Annotated in this window: 18 protein-coding genes; 9 read left to right on the top strand and 9 right to left on the bottom strand. The window is 59.6% G+C overall.

The genetic code is table 11. From position 1 onward, the window contains the following. Positions 1-15: 15 nt before the first annotated feature. The 4 genes from gldG to ABIB44_RS03675 all read right to left on the bottom strand — a co-directional run bounded on the left by gldG (position 16) and on the right by ABIB44_RS03675 (position 4,392). A complete protein-coding gene (gene gldG, locus ABIB44_RS03690) occupies positions 16-1,758 on the bottom strand; it encodes a gliding motility-associated ABC transporter substrate-binding protein GldG (protein WP_354583271.1) in 1,743 nt (580 codons plus the stop codon). 45 nt (positions 1,759-1,803) lie between these two features. Further along, complete coding sequence (gldF, locus tag ABIB44_RS03685) at positions 1,804-2,529, bottom strand: gliding motility-associated ABC transporter permease subunit GldF (RefSeq protein ID WP_354583270.1); 726 nt, start codon at positions 2,527-2,529, stop codon at positions 1,804-1,806. A 132-nt stretch (positions 2,530-2,661) separates the two neighbouring features. Then, the gene (gene gldA / locus ABIB44_RS03680; RefSeq protein WP_354583269.1) at positions 2,662-3,570 is read right to left on the bottom strand and encodes a gliding motility-associated ABC transporter ATP-binding subunit GldA; all 909 of its coding nucleotides are present in this window, start codon (positions 3,568-3,570) and stop codon (positions 2,662-2,664) included. Between the two features lie 129 nt (positions 3,571-3,699). Next, the gene (locus ABIB44_RS03675; RefSeq protein WP_354583268.1) at positions 3,700-4,392 is read right to left on the bottom strand and encodes an SDR family oxidoreductase; all 693 of its coding nucleotides are present in this window, start codon (positions 4,390-4,392) and stop codon (positions 3,700-3,702) included. Positions 4,393-4,434: 42 nt separating this feature from the next. On the opposite strand from ABIB44_RS03675, the gene ABIB44_RS03670 reads away from it, so the two are divergent. Beyond that, positions 4,435-5,217 (top strand): GIN domain-containing protein, encoded by a 783-nt coding sequence (locus ABIB44_RS03670; protein ID WP_354583267.1) that lies wholly within the window; start codon positions 4,435-4,437, stop codon positions 5,215-5,217. 23 nt (positions 5,218-5,240) lie between these two features. Beyond that, complete coding sequence (locus ABIB44_RS03665) at positions 5,241-5,681, top strand: hypothetical protein (RefSeq protein WP_354583266.1); 441 nt, start codon at positions 5,241-5,243, stop codon at positions 5,679-5,681. Positions 5,682-5,690: 9 nt separating this feature from the next. Here ABIB44_RS03665 and ABIB44_RS03660 read toward each other — a convergent pair whose 3' ends face one another. Next, complete coding sequence (locus tag ABIB44_RS03660; RefSeq protein WP_354583265.1) at positions 5,691-6,413, bottom strand: SDR family oxidoreductase; 723 nt, start codon at positions 6,411-6,413, stop codon at positions 5,691-5,693. 100 nt (positions 6,414-6,513) lie between these two features. Here ABIB44_RS03660 and ABIB44_RS03655 point away from each other — a divergent pair, with 100 nt between their 5' ends. Then, positions 6,514-7,245, top strand: a complete 732-nt coding sequence (locus ABIB44_RS03655) for an MlaE family ABC transporter permease (RefSeq protein WP_354583264.1) — start codon at positions 6,514-6,516, stop codon at positions 7,243-7,245. Between the two features lie 96 nt (positions 7,246-7,341). Then, on the top strand, positions 7,342-8,157 hold the full coding sequence (locus ABIB44_RS03650; RefSeq protein ID WP_354583263.1) for an ABC transporter ATP-binding protein: 816 nt from the start codon (positions 7,342-7,344) through the stop codon (positions 8,155-8,157). A gap of 154 nt (positions 8,158-8,311) precedes the next feature. Here the strand turns inward: ABIB44_RS03650 and ABIB44_RS03645 are convergent, their stop codons facing one another. The 4 genes from ABIB44_RS03645 to ABIB44_RS03630 form a co-directional block, all read right to left on the bottom strand. Beyond that, on the bottom strand, positions 8,312-8,848 hold the full coding sequence (locus tag ABIB44_RS03645) for a YfiT family bacillithiol transferase (protein WP_354583262.1): 537 nt from the start codon (positions 8,846-8,848) through the stop codon (positions 8,312-8,314). Between the two features lie 121 nt (positions 8,849-8,969). Beyond that, positions 8,970-9,602, bottom strand: a complete 633-nt coding sequence (locus ABIB44_RS03640; RefSeq protein ID WP_354583261.1) for a bifunctional nuclease family protein — start codon at positions 9,600-9,602, stop codon at positions 8,970-8,972. Between the two features lie 233 nt (positions 9,603-9,835). Further along, the gene (locus ABIB44_RS03635; protein ID WP_354583260.1) at positions 9,836-10,813 is read right to left on the bottom strand and encodes an electron transfer flavoprotein subunit alpha/FixB family protein; all 978 of its coding nucleotides are present in this window, start codon (positions 10,811-10,813) and stop codon (positions 9,836-9,838) included. A 96-nt stretch (positions 10,814-10,909) separates the two neighbouring features. Continuing rightward, positions 10,910-11,650, bottom strand: coding sequence for an electron transfer flavoprotein subunit beta/FixA family protein (locus ABIB44_RS03630; protein ID WP_354583259.1), 741 nt, complete (start codon positions 11,648-11,650; stop codon positions 10,910-10,912). A gap of 154 nt (positions 11,651-11,804) precedes the next feature. Between ABIB44_RS03630 and ABIB44_RS03625 the strand changes: the two genes are divergently transcribed. From ABIB44_RS03625 to ABIB44_RS03605, 5 genes are all read left to right on the top strand, one after another. Beyond that, the gene (locus ABIB44_RS03625) at positions 11,805-12,143 is read left to right on the top strand and encodes a tetratricopeptide repeat protein (protein ID WP_354583258.1); all 339 of its coding nucleotides are present in this window, start codon (positions 11,805-11,807) and stop codon (positions 12,141-12,143) included. A gap of 243 nt (positions 12,144-12,386) precedes the next feature. Further along, positions 12,387-13,163, top strand: coding sequence for a DUF937 domain-containing protein (locus tag ABIB44_RS03620; RefSeq protein ID WP_354583257.1), 777 nt, complete (start codon positions 12,387-12,389; stop codon positions 13,161-13,163). A gap of 140 nt (positions 13,164-13,303) precedes the next feature. Beyond that, a complete protein-coding gene (locus ABIB44_RS03615) occupies positions 13,304-14,629 on the top strand; it encodes a TolC family protein (RefSeq protein WP_354583256.1) in 1,326 nt (441 codons plus the stop codon). A 90-nt stretch (positions 14,630-14,719) separates the two neighbouring features. Next, positions 14,720-15,799, top strand: coding sequence for an efflux RND transporter periplasmic adaptor subunit (locus ABIB44_RS03610; RefSeq protein ID WP_354583254.1), 1,080 nt, complete (start codon positions 14,720-14,722; stop codon positions 15,797-15,799). 113 nt (positions 15,800-15,912) lie between these two features. Next, positions 15,913-19,068 (top strand): efflux RND transporter permease subunit, encoded by a 3,156-nt coding sequence (locus ABIB44_RS03605; RefSeq protein WP_354583253.1) that lies wholly within the window; start codon positions 15,913-15,915, stop codon positions 19,066-19,068. The last annotated feature ends 217 nt before the right edge of the window (positions 19,069-19,285 follow it).

Below are 19,285 nucleotides of genomic sequence, written 5' to 3'. Positions count from 1 at the left end.
ATTGATTAATCTTTTTTACCCACCAAACCCCGCATAGCGCCGCTTGCGCCGCCAAGCCCGCACGGCTCCAAACACGCCCAGCAGCAGCAGCGGCGCGCCAAGATTCAGCAGTTGCCAGCGACGGCGCTGCTCGGCCAGCTTCACTTTGTCGAGGGGGCGGAGGGTGATTTGCTTGCCGCGCACGGCGATGAGGCCGGTTTCGTCGAGCAGGTAGTCGGTGGCGTTCAGGACCAGCTCGCGGTTGGCGAATTCGGTGTTGGCAAGGCGGTCGAAACCCAGGCGGTAGGGGTTGCCGGTTTTGGGGTCGATGTCGGAGCGGATGAAGTCGCCATCGGCCAGCACCAGGACTTTGCTGGGCTTGGCATTGGCCGGTTTCTCGGGCTGGAATTGCAGGGTGCCGGGCCGGGCGCGGTTGGCGAAAAGCGAGGTGAACTGGCCCTCCAGCAGGTAGGCTATCGGCTGGAAACCCTTCTGGTAGAGCTTGGGATTGGGTTCGAGGCGGGCGTCGTTGAAGTTGATGGGCACCGGGGCGGGCAGCACGCGGGTGTAGCGCGAGGTGCGCATCAGCGCGGTTTTGCGGATGCCGGTGGCTTTCACCGTGTCAAGGTTGCCGACAAACTTTAGGTACACCGCGTCGAGGTTGCGGGTGATGGGGTGGGGGCTAAACTTGTTAATGAGCGGGTAGAGCTGCCAGGGCATGGGCTCGATTTTGGGCTTGTTGCCGTCCATGCCGGTTACGAGCGGGATTTGGCCGCTATTTAGGTCGAGCAGTAGGTTCTGGTTCACCCGCAGGCCGTATTTGAAGAACAGGTCGTCGAGGTTGAGATTGTAGGGCGTGGCCAGCGCCACGCCGTTGCGGGCCACGCTGTCGAGGTCCACGCGCAGGGCATCGACGAAGAACATGGCCCGGCCGCCTTGGGTGATAAACTGGTCAAGCTTGAACTTGTCTTCTTCCGAATAAGGCGTTTTGGGCTGGGCCACTACGATGGCGTCGAGCGCGCTCAGGTCATTTACCTTTACCTTGCTCAGCGTCACCCGCAACACGTCGTACTGCTGCTGCCAGCTGCCGAGCATGTCGCCGGCCTGCACGTTGGTCAGCTCGCCGTGGCCTTCCACCACGCCAATGCGCTTGCGCAGTGCCGGTACCAGCCCGCGAATGGTGCTGGCCAACTCATATTCCAGCCCTTCAATGCTTTGGTTGAGGCGCACCTCGGCCGGGGCGGCCTGGTTGCCACGCAGCAGCAGCACGCTTTTATCATGGCCGCCCACGCTCACCACGGCGTAGGGAAAAATGATTTTCTCGACGCGCTTGCCGTTTTCGGTAGCCCCGAGGTTGGTGGGTTTCAGGCCTTTTTTAAACAGGGTTTGGTAGAAGGCATTGCGAGCCGCTTCGGTGCTGCCGGCGCTGGGGTCGATGAAAATGTAGTTCAGGTTGGCTCCGCCGTAGACCTGGAATTCGGTCAGCGTTTCGCGCACACCCTGCTCCAGCCGGCGGAAGGCGGGCGGGAAATCACCGGTGAGGTACACCGTGACGGTGACCGGCTGCTTGAGGTCGCGCAGCAGCGTTTTGGTGGCCGGCGACATGGTGTAGCGCTTCTCCTCGGTCAAATCGAGCCGGAAAAAGAAGCGCTGGGCGATGAAATTAAATAGCAGCAGCCCGCCGATGATGGCGGCAAAGGTGAGCAGGTCGTTGCGTTTGCGGGAGATAGCGGGAGCTTCCGCTTGCGCTGGTTCGAATGCGTTTTCGGATGGATTCATAGGTGCTAATTGATGGTAGGTGGGAACAAGCCGAAGCGTGTTCCGCTACCAATTCCGACTCCGCAAAGCCAGGCGCGTGGCCTGCAATGCCACCGCCACCACGCTGAAGAAATAAACCAAATCCCGCGAGTCGACCAAACCCTTGCTCAGGTCGCGGTAATGCGCCGCGATGCCGAGCTGGCTCACGTAATAAGCCGAGCTGCCTTGCAGCACCGAGGCCAGCGAATCGAAGCCTGAATACACCAGGAAGCAGCCCACCACCGCCACTAAAAATGCGATAATCTGGTCGCGGGTGAGAGCAGAGGCCAGGATGCCGATGGCCGCGAACACCGCCGCCAGCAGCGCCAGCCCCAGGTAGGAGCCCACCGTGGCGGCCGAGTCGATATTGCCCTCGGGGCTGCCCAGCTTGTACACCGAGTAGTAGTACAGCAGCGTGGGCACCAGCGCCAGCAGCGCCAGCAGCAGGCAGGCGAGGTACTTGCCGCCGATAATCTGCCCATCGGTCAGCGGCCGGGTAAGCAGCAGCTCAATGGTGCCGGCCTTCTTCTCCTCGGCAAACGTGCGCATGGTCAGGGCCGGAATCAGGAACAGGAAAATCCACGGGGCCAGATTGAAGAGCGTTTGCAGGTCGGCATAGCCGTAGTCGAGCACGCTGCTGTCGGGGAAAACCCAGACGAACAGGCCCGTCGCAATCAGGAAAACCCCCAGCACCACGTAGGCCACGGGGGAGTTCAGGAAGGCGTTGAATTCTTTTTGAAGGATGGTGAGCATTCTGGTTTTTGAACGTCATGCTGAGCGCAGCCGAAGCATCTCTACCGCGCAAGTAATTAATTAGTATTGGAATAGAGATGCTTCGGCTGCGCTCAGCATGACGTTCCCATTTGTCGTTCTGTTTGTTGGTTCTTATTTCGTCAACTCTCCAAACACCTCTTCCAGGCTCTGCTGCTCCTGCCGTAGCCCCAGCAGAATCCAGCCTTCCTGCCCGGCCAGGCGCGACACGGCGGCGCGCACGTCGGTGCTTGGCGCGGTGCGCAACAGCACCGCGCCATCGGGCGCTAGCTCGACGTGGCGCACGTTGGGCAGCTGGGCTAGCTTGGCGGTATCCACCGGGCCTTCAAACTCGGCGCGCACTACGGTTTCGCCGGCGGCGCGAGCCGCTAGCTCGGCCACCGGGCTGTCGGCCACCAGCTTGCCCCGGCTGATGATGAGCACGCGTGAGCACAGCGCCGTGACTTCGGGCAGAATGTGGGTGCTGAAAATGACGGTTTTATCCTCGCCCACCTCGCGGATGAGCTGCCGGATTTCCAGAATTTGGTTGGGGTCGAGGCCGGTGGTGGGCTCGTCGAGGATGAGTACGTCCGGGTCGTGGATGAGCGCCTGGGCCAGGCCCACGCGCTGCCGGTAGCCTTTGCTCAGCGCCCCGATTTGCTTGTTCTGCTCGCGGCTCAGGCCCACGCGGCGCACCAGCTCGGCCACGCGGGTGCGCAGGCCGGAGCCGCGCAGCCCGTGCACCGAGCCGATAAATTCGAGGTACTCGTGCACGTACATGTCCAGGTAGAGCGGGTTGTGTTCGGGCAGGTAACCCACGTGGCGGCGTACGTCGAGGCTATTAGTGAGCACGTCGTAGCCGGCCACGCGCACGGTGCCGGCGGTGGGGGGGAGGTAGCCGGTGGCAATTTTCATGGTGGTGCTTTTGCCCGCGCCATTCGGCCCCAGAAAGCCCACGATTTCACCCTTGCCCGCCGTGAAGCTGATGTTGTCCACGGCGTTTTGGGTGCCGTAGGTTTTGGTCAGGTGCTCGATTTCTACCATGTGGAACTGAGTGTCAGAAACAACGTCATGCTGAGCTTGCCGAAGCATCTCTACCGCGCAAGTAATTAGTTAGTATTGAGGTAGAGATGCTTCGGCTCCGCTCAGCATGACGTTCAATTAGAAAAGAAGCTATTTCACCTGCGCCGGCCGCAGCTGAATCTCCGATATCATCGTCGAGTCCGGCGCTTCGATGGCGTGCACAATGGCGGCGGCAATGTCTTCGGGCTGCATCTTGTGCGGGTCAGGCGTGGTGCCGGGCTCTTTGCCGTTGAAGTTGGTTTCAACCGAGCCGGGCATGATGCAGGTAACGCGAATACCCGCCGGTCGCACTTCCTTAAACAGCGCATCTGAGAACCCGCGCACGGCGAACTTGGTGGCGCAGTAGCCCGACATGCCGGCCGACCCTGCCGTGCCGGCCAGCGAGGCCACGTTCACGATGTGGCCTTGTTGCTGCTGCTTCATCGGGGGCAGCACGGCACGGGTGCACAGGAAAGTGCCCAGCACGTTGGTGTCGAACATCGTCTTCCAGTCCTCGGTTTTGAAGCCGTCGATGTCGCCCATGATGCCCAGGCCAGCGTTGTTCACCAGCACGTGGATTTCGGGCCCCAGCTCGCGCTGCGTGTTAGTGAAGGCTTCGGTGATGGAGTGCTCGTCCTGCACGTCGCAGGCGAAAAACTGAAACCGGTCGTGCGTCAAGCCTTCGGGCGCGGTGCGGGCCCAGCCGGCCACGGCCGCCCCGCGCGCCAGCAGCGCTTCGACGGTGGCGCGGCCAATTCCTTTGCTGGCGCCGGTTACGATGGCAACTTTACCGGTGAGGTCCATTTATCTTTGGGGAAAGTAAGGGGGATTATGCGCAATACGAGTTTGCGGCCGCAAGTTAGCGGCCTGGGAGGGTTTAGGATACTGCGCGCGCTTGGCCGCGCCGGTTTCGGCGTTATTCTCACCCTTGGCCTCAGCACCTGCGGTCCCGGCCACGGTAGCGACTGCATCAAGAGCACCGGCACCATCATCACCCAACGGCGCGAAGTAGCACCCGGTCTCGTCACCATCACGGCCTACGACAATGTGGACCTGCGCCTCGTGCAGGACCCCCTGACCTACGCCGAGGTGCGGGCCGGCGAAAACCTAATTGATGACATCGAATTCACCCGCAAGGGCGACGCCCTCGAAATTGCCAACACCAGCCGCTGCAACTGGGCCCGCAGCTACGACACGCCCCGCGAAGTCACGTTGCACCTACCCCGCATCGACAACCTGTTTCTGAGGGGACAGGGCAATGTGAGCACCGTGGGCCCTTTCGTGCAGGACCAGGCGTTCTGCCACCTCGTCGGGGCCGGCGATTTTGACCTCAACTTCCAGGCCCGCTACCTCTACATTGACCAGTATGAACTGGGCGATTTTAACCTGCGCGGCTCCGCCGACGAGCTCAACTTTACCGTCGGTGGTTCGGGCCGGCTCTTCGCTCAGGGCCTGGCGCTCAAACGCTGCTATTTCAAGATGACCCGCGACAGCGACGGCGACGCCCACGTGCGTCCCACCGCCGTGCTCGACGGCCTCGTGGCCGGCACCGGTACGCTCTACTACGCCGGCAACCCACCCGTGCTGGGGGTGACCATTACCGGTACCGGTGGCAAAAAGCAGGAGTAGTTTCTCGATTTCCCCAGTTGCTCATGACCGACTTTCTCACCACTTGGGCCTCCACACCGCTGGCAATCCTGAAATGGCTGCTGCTGGGCCTGCTGCTCACCAGTAGCCGCATCTGGAACAATACCCGGCTGGCCATTAGCATGGGCTTGGGTCTTTTATTGCTTGGCCTGGGCCTTTTATTTAAAGTTGAACACTGGACGTTTGGTGACCAGTTACTTATCAGCGGTTCGCTCGCCGTTGTGGGCACCTACGGCTTCTGGTTTCGCGCAAAGCCGCAGCGCGAGCTACTCGACTACCTGAAGCTGGCCTGGGTGCTGGCCGCAATGGGCGCGGTAGCGGCTACGTCCCTGTTTCGGCCCCTGATACAGCCGCTTGGCGGCATTGCCGAGGCCCTGTTCTGGGCCGTGGCCCTGCTTTTCGTCTACCAGCGCTGGATACGCCGGCCGGCGCGTGCTTCCGAGTAGCCAAAGCGCCTACAAGTCGCCCAGCTGCGGCCGAATCAGCAGTTCTTCCACCACGGCGTGAGCCGACATTGAATAAGCCGAAAACACCGCCTCGGCCACATCCTCGGCCTGCACGAACCGCTCGCGCGGCAAATCCACGCCCTCCCAGCTGGCCGTGAGGGTGGGGCCGGGCAGCACGGCCGTAACGCGCACGCCAGCTGTTTTCAGCTCCTCGCGCAGGTTGCGCGTGAAACCCAGCAGCGCGTGCTTGGCAATGCCGTAGGAGCCGCCGTTGGGGTAGGCGGTAACGCTGGCCGTGGAGCAGATGGTGAAAATATGGCCCCGGCCCCGCGCAATCAGGCCCGGCAGCAGCGGCAATGTCACGTCGTAGGCGCTAAGCAGGTTCACGGCCAGCATCTGGCGCAGCTGCGAGCCGTCGGCGGGTTCGTCCTGCAGGCGGCCGGGGATAAAGGCTCCGGCGTTGTTCACCAGCACCTCCACCGGCAGCTCCAGGGCCAGCACGAAGGCGGCAAAGCGGGCGCAGTCGGCCGGTTGGCTGAGGTCGGCGGACAGGGTGTAGAGCACGGCTCCGGGAATTTGGGCCGCCAGCTCGGTAGTGAGCGCGGCCAGGTCGGCGGCCGAGCGGGCGCAGGTGGCTACCGAGTAGCCGGCGCGCAGAAAGCGCGATACTACGGCGCGGCCAATACCTTTGCTGCCGCCGGTCACGACGATTAAATTTTCGTTGGTTTGCACTATCGGTTTGCGTTTTTACGTATGGTGGCCAGCCGCCCTTCGGCCCGGCTTCGATAACCTCCGGCCCCAAACTTCGGTTTTTATTTCCCAATCCTTTTCTATGCTCACCACATTCGGCTCGTTCGTTCTTTTTCTGCGCGGCATGGTTTCGCGCACCGAGCGTTTTAGCGTCCTCTGGAAACGCACCATCGACGAAGCCACGCTCATCGGCGTCGACTCCATCGTCATCGTTGCCATCGTGTCGGCCTTCATCGGGGCCGTAACCTGCGTCCAGATTGCCTACAACCTCACCAACCCGCTCATTCCGCAGTCTACTATCGGCTTCATGGTGCGCGAAATGACTATTCTGGAACTGGCCCCCACCATCACCAGCATCGTGCTGGCCGGCAAAGTGGGCTCCAGCATCGCCGGCGGCCTGGGCACCATGCGCATCACCGAGCAGATTTCGGCCCTCGAAGTAATGGGCATTAACTCCACCTCCTACCTTGTGCTGCCGCGTATTCTGGCTGCGCTGGTCATGTTCCCGATGCTGGTTATTCTGGCCATGCTGCTCTCCATTCTGGGTGGCTACCTGGCTGGTACGCTCACCGGCGTAATGACGGCCCAGGACTACATCGAAGGCATCCGTACCGATTTCATTCCCTACAACATCGTCTTCGCCCTCATTAAGGCAGTCGTATTTGCCTTCCTCGTGTCGGGTATCTCATCCTTTAAAGGCTACTTTACCACGGGTGGTGCCCTCGAAGTAGGCGCGGCCAGCACCGGAGCCGTTACCAATTCCATCATCGCCATCCTCATTGCCGACTTCGCCCTGGCGGCACTGCTGCTCTGATTTTTCGGCTTTTCGCTACTAGCTGTTAGCTGTTAGCTTCTCAACCTTCAACTGAAAAAGCTAACAGCCAAGGGCTGATGGCTAATAGCGAAAATTATGATTGAAGTATCCAACATTGAAAAGTCTTTCAACGGCACGCAGGTACTCAAAGGCATTTCGTGCGTGTTCGAAACCGGCAAGTGTAACCTGCTGCTCGGCGGCTCGGGCACCGGCAAAAGCGTGCTGCTCCAGTGCATCGTGGGCCTGATGAAGCCCGATATGGGTTCCATCACTTTCGACGGCACGGTTTATACCAACAGCAAAATCGATATCCGCCAGGAAATCCGCCGCAAAATCGGCATGCTGTTCCAGGGCTCAGCGCTGTTCGATTCCATGACCGTGGCCCAGAACGTCGAGTTCCCGCTCCAGATGCTGACGCCCGAAATGACCGTGGAGGAGCGCCGCGAGCGGGTCGAATTCTGTCTCAAGCGTGTGGGCCTCGAAAACGCCGGTAATAAAATGCCCGCCGAAATCTCGGGTGGTATGAAAAAGCGCGTCGGCATTGCCCGCGCCATTGCCCCGCAGTGTACCTACCTGTTCTGCGACGAGCCCAACTCCGGCCTCGACCCGGCCACCAGCATCAAAATCGATAACCTGATTCATGAAATCACCCACGAATACGGCATTACCACCGTCATCGTGACCCACGACATGAACTCGGTGATTGAAATTGGCGAGCACATCGTCTTCCTCCACCAGGGCAAAAAACTTTGGGACGGCACCAAGGACGAAATCCTGAACGCCACGGTGCCGGAGCTGCGGGACTTCATTTTTAGTAGCAGCTTGGTGCGTGCCGCTAAGCGCATCGACGATGAAACCGAAGGTGGCATGGCTGCCTTCGCAGAAGACAGCGAATCCGGGGGCGGTATCTAAATCGCTGATTGCCGCTGATTAACCTTGATTTTACTGACTTTTATTTAAAAGGCCGCTCAATGGGCGGCCTTTTGTTTGTCATGTCCTGATGGCGCTAATTGCCAGAAATGCCAGTCGCAAATCAAAGAAAAAGTAGAAGTCAGCGAAATCACGGTTAATCAGCGGCAATCAACGATTTTAAGTGCGCCAGGTGGTGCTGCCCGTGCCAGGCATACAAGGCCAGCGCCTGGTCGAGCGTAAAGGTGCGCTCGGTACCGGGGTGATAAAACGTTCGCTGCCACTCCGCGTCGCTCAGGTGCTGGAGCAACGTCACCCAGCGCGTGTGCAGGGCCTCCAGCAGCGTCAGCGATACGGTGATGGGCGTAGCGGCCACGTCAGGCAGTTCGGCCCAGGCCTGCTCGTCGTAGGGCCGAATGGTGGGGTTATCCTCCGTCAGGGCCAGCCGAAAGCGGAAGTAGCAGTTCATGTGCGAGTCGGCCACATGGTGAATCACCTGGCGACCCGTCCAGCCGCCGGGGCGGTAGGGGAGTTGCAGGCGCTCGCCACCCACGGCCCGGGCCGCCGCGGTAAGCTGGGCCGGTAGGTCGGTCAGCTGTTGCAGCAGGGGCGTCCGCTCGGCGGTTGGCAGCGGGCCTTCGGGCAGCTGGGGCCGGCCGATGGGGTAGCGCAGGGTGTCTTCGGATGCAGCCATATCATTAGGAAATGAGAAACGCTGCTTCTTATCAGGAGCAGCGTTTCAGCGAGTGGTATAAAAAGGGCGGAGAAGAGAATTTGACTACGTACTTATCCGTCAAATCTGCAAACACCTGCGGTTAGCCGTTGCGCTTGTTCAACTCATCGCGGATTTTGGCGGCCTTTTCGTAGTCCTCTTTGTCGAGGGCCTGGGCCAGCATTTTGCTTAGCTCTTCTACCGGCACCTGGCCGCTGGGCTCGCGGGCCTCGGGCTGGGCACGCGGGGCGCGGGGCGACTCGCTTTCGGCGTCGTCATCGTCGTCTTCATCTTCATCGCCGGCATCGCTTTCCACTTCGTCGAGGTCCGAAAGAATGATACCGGCTTCGCTCAGCACGCTCTCCACCGTGTAGATGGGCACGCCGAAGCGCAGGCCAATGGCAATGGCATCCGATGGCCGGGCGTCGATGTCGAAGGTCGTGGCTCCGTCTGAGCACACGATGCGCGAATAAAACACGCCTTCCTTCAGGTCTGAAATCACCACTTCCAGAATCACCACGTGCACATGCTCGGCAAACGATTTGAACAGGTCGTGCGTGAGCGGCCGGTTGGGGCTGATTTTTTCAATCTGGATAGCAATGCTTTGCGCTTCGAACATGCCGATAATAATGGGCAGGCGGCGGTTGCCGCCCTTCTCGCCCAGAATCAGCGCGAAGGAGCCAGACTGCGACTGGCTGGACGACAGGCCCAGGATTTCAAGCTGGATTTTTTTCAAGGTAATACGAGGTGCTAGGTGTCGGGGGGAGGGAAGAACGGGCCGGGCAGGGGCCCGTCCGGGGCTGCCCATTGGGATGGACGTGCAAATAAAGAAAAGTCCGGGCATCTGCCGCCCGAAACTGTTGCTGAAACCGGAATTGCGCCAAAAAGATTGGGGACCCAGACCCCGGCTTTCTGCGGAAAGCCGACCGCCTGGGTCCCCAACTCACCCGCCGGGGCGGGGCTTTTTTGTTAGTTCAGCGCCTTCACGGCGGCCGTCAGCTTGGGTAGTACGTCGAAAACGTCGCCCACGATGCCATAATCAGCGGCTTTGAAGAAAGGAGCCTCGGGGTCTTTGTTGATGACCACAATCACTTTCGAGCTGTTTACGCCGGCTAGGTGCTGGATAGCACCCGAAATACCGCAGGCAATGTACAGGTTTGGCGAAACCGTGATGCCCGTTTGGCCCACGTGCTCGTGATGAGGACGCCAGTCGACATCCGACACCGGCTTCGAGCAGGCCGTGGCCGCGCCCAGAGCTTTGGCTAGGTCCTCAATCAACCCCCAGTTTTCGGGGCCCTTCATGCCTCGGCCACCCGATACCACGAGGTCGGCTTCCGGGAGCAGAACGCCGCCGGCTTGGTCCTGCATCACTACTTGCGTAGGCGCATCGGCGAAGTCGGCATCGCCGAGCTGGGCCGAGAAGCTGGCTACCTCGGCCGTTTTGCCGGCCTCGTGCTTCGCCTCGGTCGAATTTTTCTTCACGGCGATGATTTTGCGGTCGCCGCTCAGCACGACGTCCGAAAACGCCTTGCCCGAAAACGCACCCCGCTTCACCGTGAACTGGTCGCCGCTGATTTTGGGCAGCTCCACCACGTTGGTGGCCAGGCTGGCCTTCAGGCGCACCGACAGGCGCGAGCCCACGGCCGCGCCGATGTTGCTGTTGGCCAGCACGATGATTTTAGCGCTTTCCTGCTCGGCTGCCGTGGCAATGAGTTTGGTGTAGGCATTGTTCACGAAGTCCTTGAGGCGGGGCTCAGCATCGTACAGCACTTTCGTGATGCCTTGCTCGCCCAGCTTAGCCAGGTTGGCCTCGTTGGCTTCGCCCACGGCAATGGCCGTGGCGGTGGTGCCCAGCATGGCCGCCACTTCGGCCCCATAGGAGGCTACTTCGAGCGACGACTTCTTTACTTCGCCGTCGGCGCATTCAACTACAACTAATACAGACATTTCTTTTCAGTTAACAGTTAGCAGTTAACAATGAACAGTTTATCAGAAAAGACGTGCGAACTATTGTTCATTGCTCACTGATAACTGTTCACTGAATTAAATTACTTTGGCTTCGTTGCGGAGCAGCTTGATGAGCTCGCCGGCGTTTTCGGCATCGATGAGCTTTACGCCCTGCTTCTTGGGGGGCAACGCGAATTCGGCCACGGTGGTGCGGGCGGGCTCCCCTACGGCGGGCACTACTTTAAGCGGCTTGGTGCGGGCCGTCATGATGCCGCGCATGTTCGGAATGCGGGGCTCGCACATGGGCTGCTGGCACGAGGCCACGAAGGGCGTGTTTACGCTCACAATCTCCTTGCCGCCTTCGATTTCGCGCTCCAGCGTAGCAGTATTGCCGCTCATATCGAGTTTCATGGCCGGGGCTACCGTGGGAATGCCCAGCATCTCGCCCACCATGCCGTGCACCTGGAAACCGTTGTAGTCAATGCTTTCCTTACCCATCAGAATCACGTCATAAGCCCCTTCTTTGGCAATGGCGGCAATCTGCTCGGCTACGAAGTAGGCATCCTGCGGCACGGCATCGACGCGAATGGCATCGTCGGCCCCAATAGCCAGGGCCTTGCGGATGTTGGGCTCGGTGTCGGCCTGGCCCACGTTCAGTACCGTGACGGTACCGCTGCCGGCGGCTTCCTTCAGCTCGATGGCGCGGGTGAGGGCGTATTCATCCCAGGGGTTGATTACGAACTGCACCCCGGCCTTATTGAACTCCTTGTTATCGGGCGTAAAGGCGATTTTGGTGGTCGTGTCGGGCACGTTGGAAATGCAAACCAGAAACTTCATCTAAGCGGGATTAGGGTGGCGAAATCGGAGAATAAAGGCTGCATGCATAACAACCTCTGAGATACGTACGAGTTTTAACAAAAATCGGGGGTTTCAGGCAGTACCGCGAAAAAGCCGCAATTTTGCCCCAAAGGTAAACAAATCTCCCCGCCGAATGAACACGCCCGCCACCCGATTGCAGCAACTCCTGGCCTTTTACGCCGACGACCCCACCGATGCCTTCACCATTTATGCCCTAGCCACCGAATACCGCGCCCAGGAACCCGAGCGGGCCTGGGAATTTTATCAAAAATTATTGAATGAACACGCTGACTACGTGGGTACTTACTACCACGCTGGCAAGCTACTGGAAGAGTTTGGCCGCAAAGACGAGGCCGAGCAGGTATATCAGAAAGGTTTGGTGGCAGCAAAGCAGGCCGGCCAGCAGCACGCCGCCAGCGAGCTTCGCCAGGCCCTGAACAGCTGCCTGGGCCTGGATTATGAGGATGAGTAGCCTTGAGTTGACGACTTAGCTATCGGTAATAGTTGTTTAGTGGACCAGCAAAATGGGAGTGGCGAACTCATTCGCCTGGGCTGTCGAACTGAACAACGGGTTGATGCGCTCAAAAGGTGAGTTCGCCCCGGAAACCAACCGGCTTGTCGTATTTAAAGAAAAAAATGTTTTTCAGGGTAGAACTTTGTGTTATTCAATCCTGAATATACTACGCAAGTTCTGCTGCTTCCTGGCCCGATTAACATGCAAAATTGTCTGCGAGCCATTCGGTTGGCTTTTTCCCGGGAGTTGGTGCGGCACTTAGCCGCCCGGCTGGGGGAGCGCGAATATGCAGTGGGCAAAGCCTTGAAGGGAATGGTCCCCCTGGTGCTGTGCCAACTGGTTATTCAAACCGGAGAAGGACAGGGCCGCGCGTTATTTTCCCCACTACTGGAAGCCGAGTGGGCAGGCAGCAAGGGAATTAACAACATTACGGAAGTACTGGCCCTGCTGGGGGGCGGGCCTGACGACAGCAGTGCTCTGGATGCGGGTGAAGGCCTGCTGTTCCGTTTGTTCGGGGCTAATCGACCCGCGCTGGACGGCTTAATGCGTACTTACGCCGGACTACGGCCCGCTTCTACTATTACACTGCTTCGGCTGGTGGCGGCGGTATTGGCGGTGGGGCTGGCCCGCTACGCATTCCGGCAGCAGCTGACCGCTCTGCGCCTGAGTGAAGAGTTGGCAACCGCTAAGCACCAGATTTACGGTTGGCTGCCGGCCGACTTGCCCCGATGGCCCGGTTTCCGGCGGCGCGCGGCGGTGAAGGCTCCGCACGCAGTGTGGGCCGCTGAACTGGCACGGCCTTATTGGGTGCTGGTGCTGGCAGTGGCCGGGGTTGCCGTATTGGTACTGCTGATACTTGGAGCGCTGGCCGAGCCTGCCAGCCGGCCGGAACCTACCGGCCGGCTACTGGCTGCTGCCGGCTCCGATTCGGTACGACAGGCAGTTGCTGGTGGAATGGATTCGACCCTGAGCCATTGAGCTTGCCCAGCCGACCCGCGCCGACCGCTTGGTGAATGCCGGCGTTGACCGAGGAAAAGCCAGGTTTCGTCGCATGAATTTCAGGTTCATTTTATCCTCACGCAAGGCCGCCAACCTTTGTCGGGTAATCCAACCAACTCATGTTTCGCAACGTTCTTTTGCTGGTGCTGGCCCTGGTGGCAACCAGTGCCCAGGCCCAGGTAGCGAGTCCCGCCGCCCGCTCGGCCCCCGCAACTACCCTGCCCGTGGCCACTGCCGATACCATTCGGCTGACGCTGCCCCAGGCCGAGCAGCAGTTCTTCCAGAATAACCTCGCCGTACTGGCCCAGCAATACAACGTGACGGTGGCCCAGGCTCAGGCCGTGCAGGCCCGCTTGATTGACAACCCCTCACTGTACGTAGAGCAGGACGTGTTGCGCCGCAAGATTTCCCGGCCCACGGTACCGGAGGGCACGGTGGGCAGCGAGGCCATCGTGACGGTGCAGCAGTTGTTTTCGCTGGCCGGCCGGCGAAAGGCCGCCGGCGAGGTAGCCCGCCAGAATGCCGTGGTGGAGCAGTACAACCTGCAGGATTTGCTGCGCAACCTGCGCTACCAGCTGCGCTCGACGTTCTACGACGTGTATTTTAAGCAGCAGACGCTGAAGACCTACGCCACCGAAATTACTTCGCTCACGCGCACCGTCAGCCTGTACCAGACGCAGTTTGAGAAGGGCAATATTGCGCTGAAGGAAGTGATTCGCCTGCGGGCCTTCCTGTTTACGCTGCAAAGCGAGCGGCAAGGCCTGCTGAATGACGTGGCCTCGGACCAGACCGATTTGCACGTGCTGCTGCGCGACGCGACCGGTAGCCAGTTCGTGCCCTTGGTAGACCTGACCCGCACCCGCGAGCTGAGCCTGACCACCCACCCGGAGCAGGAGCTGATTGATACCGCCCTGGTGCGCCGCACTGATTTGAACGCCCGCCGCGCCAGCCTGCAACAGCAAAACCTGAACCTGAAGCTGCAACAGAAGCTGGCCACCCCCGACCTGGCCGTGGGCTATACCTTCGACAAGGCTGGCTCCTACATAAATAATTACCAGGCCCTTACGCTGGGCATGGCCGTGCCGGTCTTCAACCGCAACCAGGGAAATATTCAGGCGGCTAAGGCCCAGATTGCCGGCAGTCAGTTGCTCGTCGACCAGCAGCAGCTGGTGGTGCAGAGCGAGGTGCACCAGGCCTACCAGCTGGCCGCCCGCAACGATGAACTGTTCCAGAACACCGACCGCGATACCGCGCCGTTTGCCCGGCTGATGGTGGGCATCGAGCAGAGCTACGCCAAGCGCATTTTGAGCGTGGTGGAGTACCTGGACTTTTTCGAGTCTTATAAGAACAACCTGGTGCAGCTGAACACTTTGCGGGCCAACCGCGTGCGGGCTTTCGAGCAGCTGAATTTTGCCGTGGGCAAGCCCGTGTTTCGCGCTGAGTAGCGTAAGTGCCCTTGGCTTTTTTGGCCAGAAATCCTTCTATCAATCATCAAAAGCCAACAGCTATCAGCTGAAGGCTAACAGCCCCAAATAATGAACCGCTCCTTTCTGGCATTGCTGACCGCCGTAACCCTGGTTGGCTGCTCCAAACCCGAAGTTAAAGAAGAGAAGAAGGAGGGTTTCCGCCTGTCCGACACCATGATGTCGCAGATTGTGCTCGACACGGTGCGCCTGCGCCCGGTGCAGGACGAGCTGGTGCTGACCGGCGAAATTGCCACCGACGGCGACAAAACCGTGAAAGTATACCCGCTGGTAGGCGGCGTGGTGGAGCAGCTGAAAGTGCAGCTCGGCGATAAAGTGACCAAGGGCCAAGTGCTGGCCGTTATCAAGTCGGGCGAGATTGCTGACGTGCAGAACCAGACCACCGCCGCCAGCTCCGACCTCGACATTGCCCGCAAGAACCTGGCCGTGGCCGATGACATGTTCAAAGCCGGCCTGAATTCGGAGCGCGACGTGGTGCTGGCTCGGGCTGAGGTGACCAAGGCCCGCGGCACGGTGGGCAAAAACGTGAAGCAGCTCAGCGTGTACGGCATCGGCAAAGATGGAATGTATGTGCTGCGGGCCCCGATTTCGGGCTTCATCACCGAGAAAAATGCCACCGACCACGAGCAGTTCAACAACGACAACGTGGGCAACCTGTTTACGGTGAGTGACCTGGATGATGTCTGGATTATGGCCAACGTGTTTGAGTCGGACATCTCGAAGGTGAAGGAAGGCTACTCGGCCGACGTGACTACTTTGAGCTACCCGGACAAGCACTTCCGGGGCAAAATCGACAAGGTTTTTAACGTGCTCGACCCCGACAGCAAGGTGATGAAAGTGCGCGTGCGCCTCGACAACCCCGGCTACCTGCTCAAGCCCGAGATGTACGCCCAGGTGCGCGTCGAGAACACGGAAGGGGCGAAGGCCCTGGCCGTGCCCGCCAAATCGGTGGTGTTCGATAAGGACCGCAACTTCGTGATGGTGTTCAAAGACCGCACCCACGTCGAAACCCGCCCCGTGACCATCAGCAAAACGGTGGGCGACTACAGCTACATCACCAGCGGCCTGAAGCCCGGCGACGTGGTGATTGCCAAAGACCAGCTCCTCGTGTACGACGAGCTGAACGACTAGCCAGACAGCACCGGGACTGACCCCGAGCAAGCGCATTTCGGCCTTGCTCCGGGTCAGTGCTGCCTTTTAACTCCGTCCGTACTTCACCGTTTCTTCACCGTTAGAGACTGAAAATGAATAAGTTCATTCAAGGCATCATTGCCTTTTCGCTTAAGAACAAGGGCTTCATTTTCCTCATGACGTTGGTCGTGGTGGTGATGGGCGTGGTAAGCTACCGGAATACGCCCATCGAGGCCTTCCCGGACGTCACCAACACCGAAATCACCATCATCACGCAGTGGCCCGGCCGCTCGGCCGAGGAGATGGAGAAGTTCGTGACCGTGCCCATCGAAATTGCCTTGAACCCGGTGCAGAAAAAGGCCTCGGTGCGCAGCACCACGCTCTTTGGGTTGTCGGTGGTGAAGGTGATTTTTGACGATGGCGTGGACGATGCCTTCGCCCGGCCGCAGGTAAACAACCTGCTGCGTGAAGTCGATTTGCCCGACGGCATCACGCCCGACGTGCAGCCGCCCTACGGCCCCACCGGCGAAATCTACCGCTACACGCTGGAGAGCAAGACCAAATCGGTACGTGAGCTGAAAACCCTCCAGGACTGGGTGATTGAGCGCAACCTGAAAGCCGTGCCCGGCGTGGCCGACGTGAACAGCTTCGGCGGCGAGGTGAAGGACTACGAAATATCGGTGAACCCCGGCAAGCTGCAGGATTTTGGCCTCACGCCGCTCGACCTCTACAACGCCGTGCAAAAGTCGAATATCAACGTGGGCGGCGACGTGATAAACGAGGGCCAGCAGAACTACGTGGTGCGCGGTATCGGCCTGCTAAATAATATCTCCGACATTACCAACACGGTAATTAAGAACGTGAACGGCGTGCCGATTCTGGTGCGCGATGTGGCCCGCGTGACCGAAAGCGCCCTGCCGCGCCTGGGCCAGGTGGGCCGCGGCCTGGAGGACGACAAGCTGGAGGGTATTGTGGTGATGCGCAAGGGTGAAAACCCCTCGGAAGTCATTGCCCGCCTGCACGATAAGGTGGACGAGCTGAATTCGAAAATCCTGCCCCCCGATGTGAAGATGAAGACCTTCTACGACCGGCAGCAACTCATCGATTTCTCGACGGAAACGGTGGTTCACAACCTGATGGAAGGCATTGTGCTGGTCACGCTCATCGTGTTTCTGTTCATGGCCGACTGGCGCACGACGGTGATTGTGTCGGTGATTATTCCGCTGGCGCTGCTCTTTGCGTTCATCTGCCTGCGGCTGCGCGGCATGAGTGCCAACCTGCTCAGCATGGGCGCGATTGACTTCGGCATCATCATCGACGGCGCGGTGGTGATGGTGGAAGGGCTGTTCGTGGCCCTCGACCACAAGGCCCACCAAGTGGGCATGGACCGGTTCAATAAGCTTTCGAAACTGGGACTGATTAAGAAGTCGGGTCGCGAAATGGGCAAGTCGATTTTCTTCGCCAAGGCCATTATTATCACGGCCTTGCTACCGATTTTCTCCTTCGAGAAAGTGGAAGGCAAAGTATTCAGCCCGCTGGCCTGGACGCTGGGCTTTGCCCTGCTGGGCGCGCTGATTTTTACCCTCACGCTGGTGCCGGTGCTGGTGAGCATTCTGCTGAAAAAGAACGTGCGGGAGAAGGACAACTTCTTCGTGCGGGGCGTGCACAACGGGGCCAGCCGCTTCTTCCGCTTCACCTACGCCCGCAAAACGGCCACGCTCATCATCGCCTTCGTGGTGACGGCGCTGGGGCTGTATTCCTTCTCGTTCCTGGGCTCGGAGTTCCTGCCGGAGCTGAACGAAGGCTCAATTTACGTGCGGGCCCAGTTGCCGCTGAGCATCAGCCTGGAATCCAGCAACGAGCTGTGCAACCAGATGCGGCGCGACTTTCTGAGCTTCTCGGAGGTGAGCGACGTGGTGAGCCAGACCGGCCGGCCCAACGACGGCACCGACCCCACAGGCTTTTATAACAACGAGTTTCTGGTGCAGCTCAAGCACACGCCGGAGGTGGAGAAGAAAATGAAATCCAAGGTGTATCGCGAGGACTTAGTGGAGCGTATGAAGGCCAAGCTCGACAAGTTTACCGGCGTCGATTTCAACTTCTCGCAGCCGATTACCGATAACGTGGAGGAAGCCGCCTCGGGCGTGAAGGGCTCGATTGCGGTGAAGATTTACGGCACCGATTTGGCTACGCTCGAAGCCAAGGCCCGCGAGGTGTACGAGGTCCTGAAAACGGTGAAGGGCATTGACGACCTGGGCGTGTTGCGCAACATCGGCCAGCCCGAGTTTCACGTCGATTTGGACGAGCGCCGCATGGCCAGCTACGGCGTGAGCAAGTCCGACGCGGCTGCGGTGCTGGAAATGGCGGTGGGTGGCAAGGAGGCCACGCAGCTGTATGAGGGCGAGCGCAAATTTCCCATCCGGGTGCGCTACGAGCCGCAGTTCCGCCAGACACCCACCGAAATTTCGGCCCTGATGGTGCCCACGCAAGCGGGTAAAACCATTCCGCTGACGGAAATCGCCAATATTGGTTCTGTCACCGGCCCGAGCCTGATTTACCGCGACGACAACCGCCGGTTCGCCGCCGTGAAGTTTAGCATACGCGGCCGCGACATGGGCTCGACCATCAAGGAAGCCCAGGAAAAAGTGAACCGCCACGTGCAGCTGCCCAAAGGGTACGAGCAGAAGTGGACCGGCGACTTCGAGAACCAGCGCCGCGCCCAGCAGCGCCTCTCGCAGGTGGTGCCCATTTCACTGGGTCTCATTTTCTTCATCCTGTTCATCCTGTTCGGCAATTTGAAAGACGCCGGACTGGTGCTGCTCAACGTGCCGTTTGCCATCATCGGCGGCATTGCGGCGCTGCTCATCACGCACACCAACTTCTCGATTTCGGCCGGTATCGGCTTCATCGCGCTGTTTGGCATCTGTATTCAGAACGGCGTAATTCTCATCTCCGTCTTCAAACAAAACCTGGTGAAGAAGCAGACGCTCGACCATAGTATCAACGAAGGCGTGATTTCGCGGGTGCGCCCCGTGGTGATGACGGCCCTCATGGCCACCATTGGCCTGATGCCGGCCGCCATTTCTACAGGCATTGGTTCAGAGACTTCCAAGCCGCTGGCCATTGTGGTAATTGGCGGACTGATAACGGGTACCATCCTCACGCTCTTCGTATTCCCGCTGGTGTTCGAGCGGTTCTACCGTTCGGAGCATACCAAGTACGTGCCGCTGCCCGGCGAAAAAGGCTACGTGGAACTGGTGGCGAATTGATGTGTCATGGACGCTGCGAGTCCGCATATCGCCCACCAATGCGCGGACTCGCAGCGTCCACGCTACACCAAAAAAGCCCGCTGCCCACCCAGGCAGCGGGCTTTTTCGTGCCCGGCTCTTCATACAACACTCATTGTTTTCTCACCAACTTTTCACCAGATTCTCATTCTTCGGCTCGTTTCGATTCAAACCGGCCATGACAGCAACCTGCCGCTCC

This window comes from Hymenobacter sp. UYCo722, from assembly GCF_040547115.1.
GTDB lineage: Bacteria > Bacteroidota > Bacteroidia > Cytophagales > Hymenobacteraceae > Hymenobacter.
Note: the sequence above shows the minus strand (reverse complement) of the source record. Positions and strands in the feature narration are given on the sequence as shown.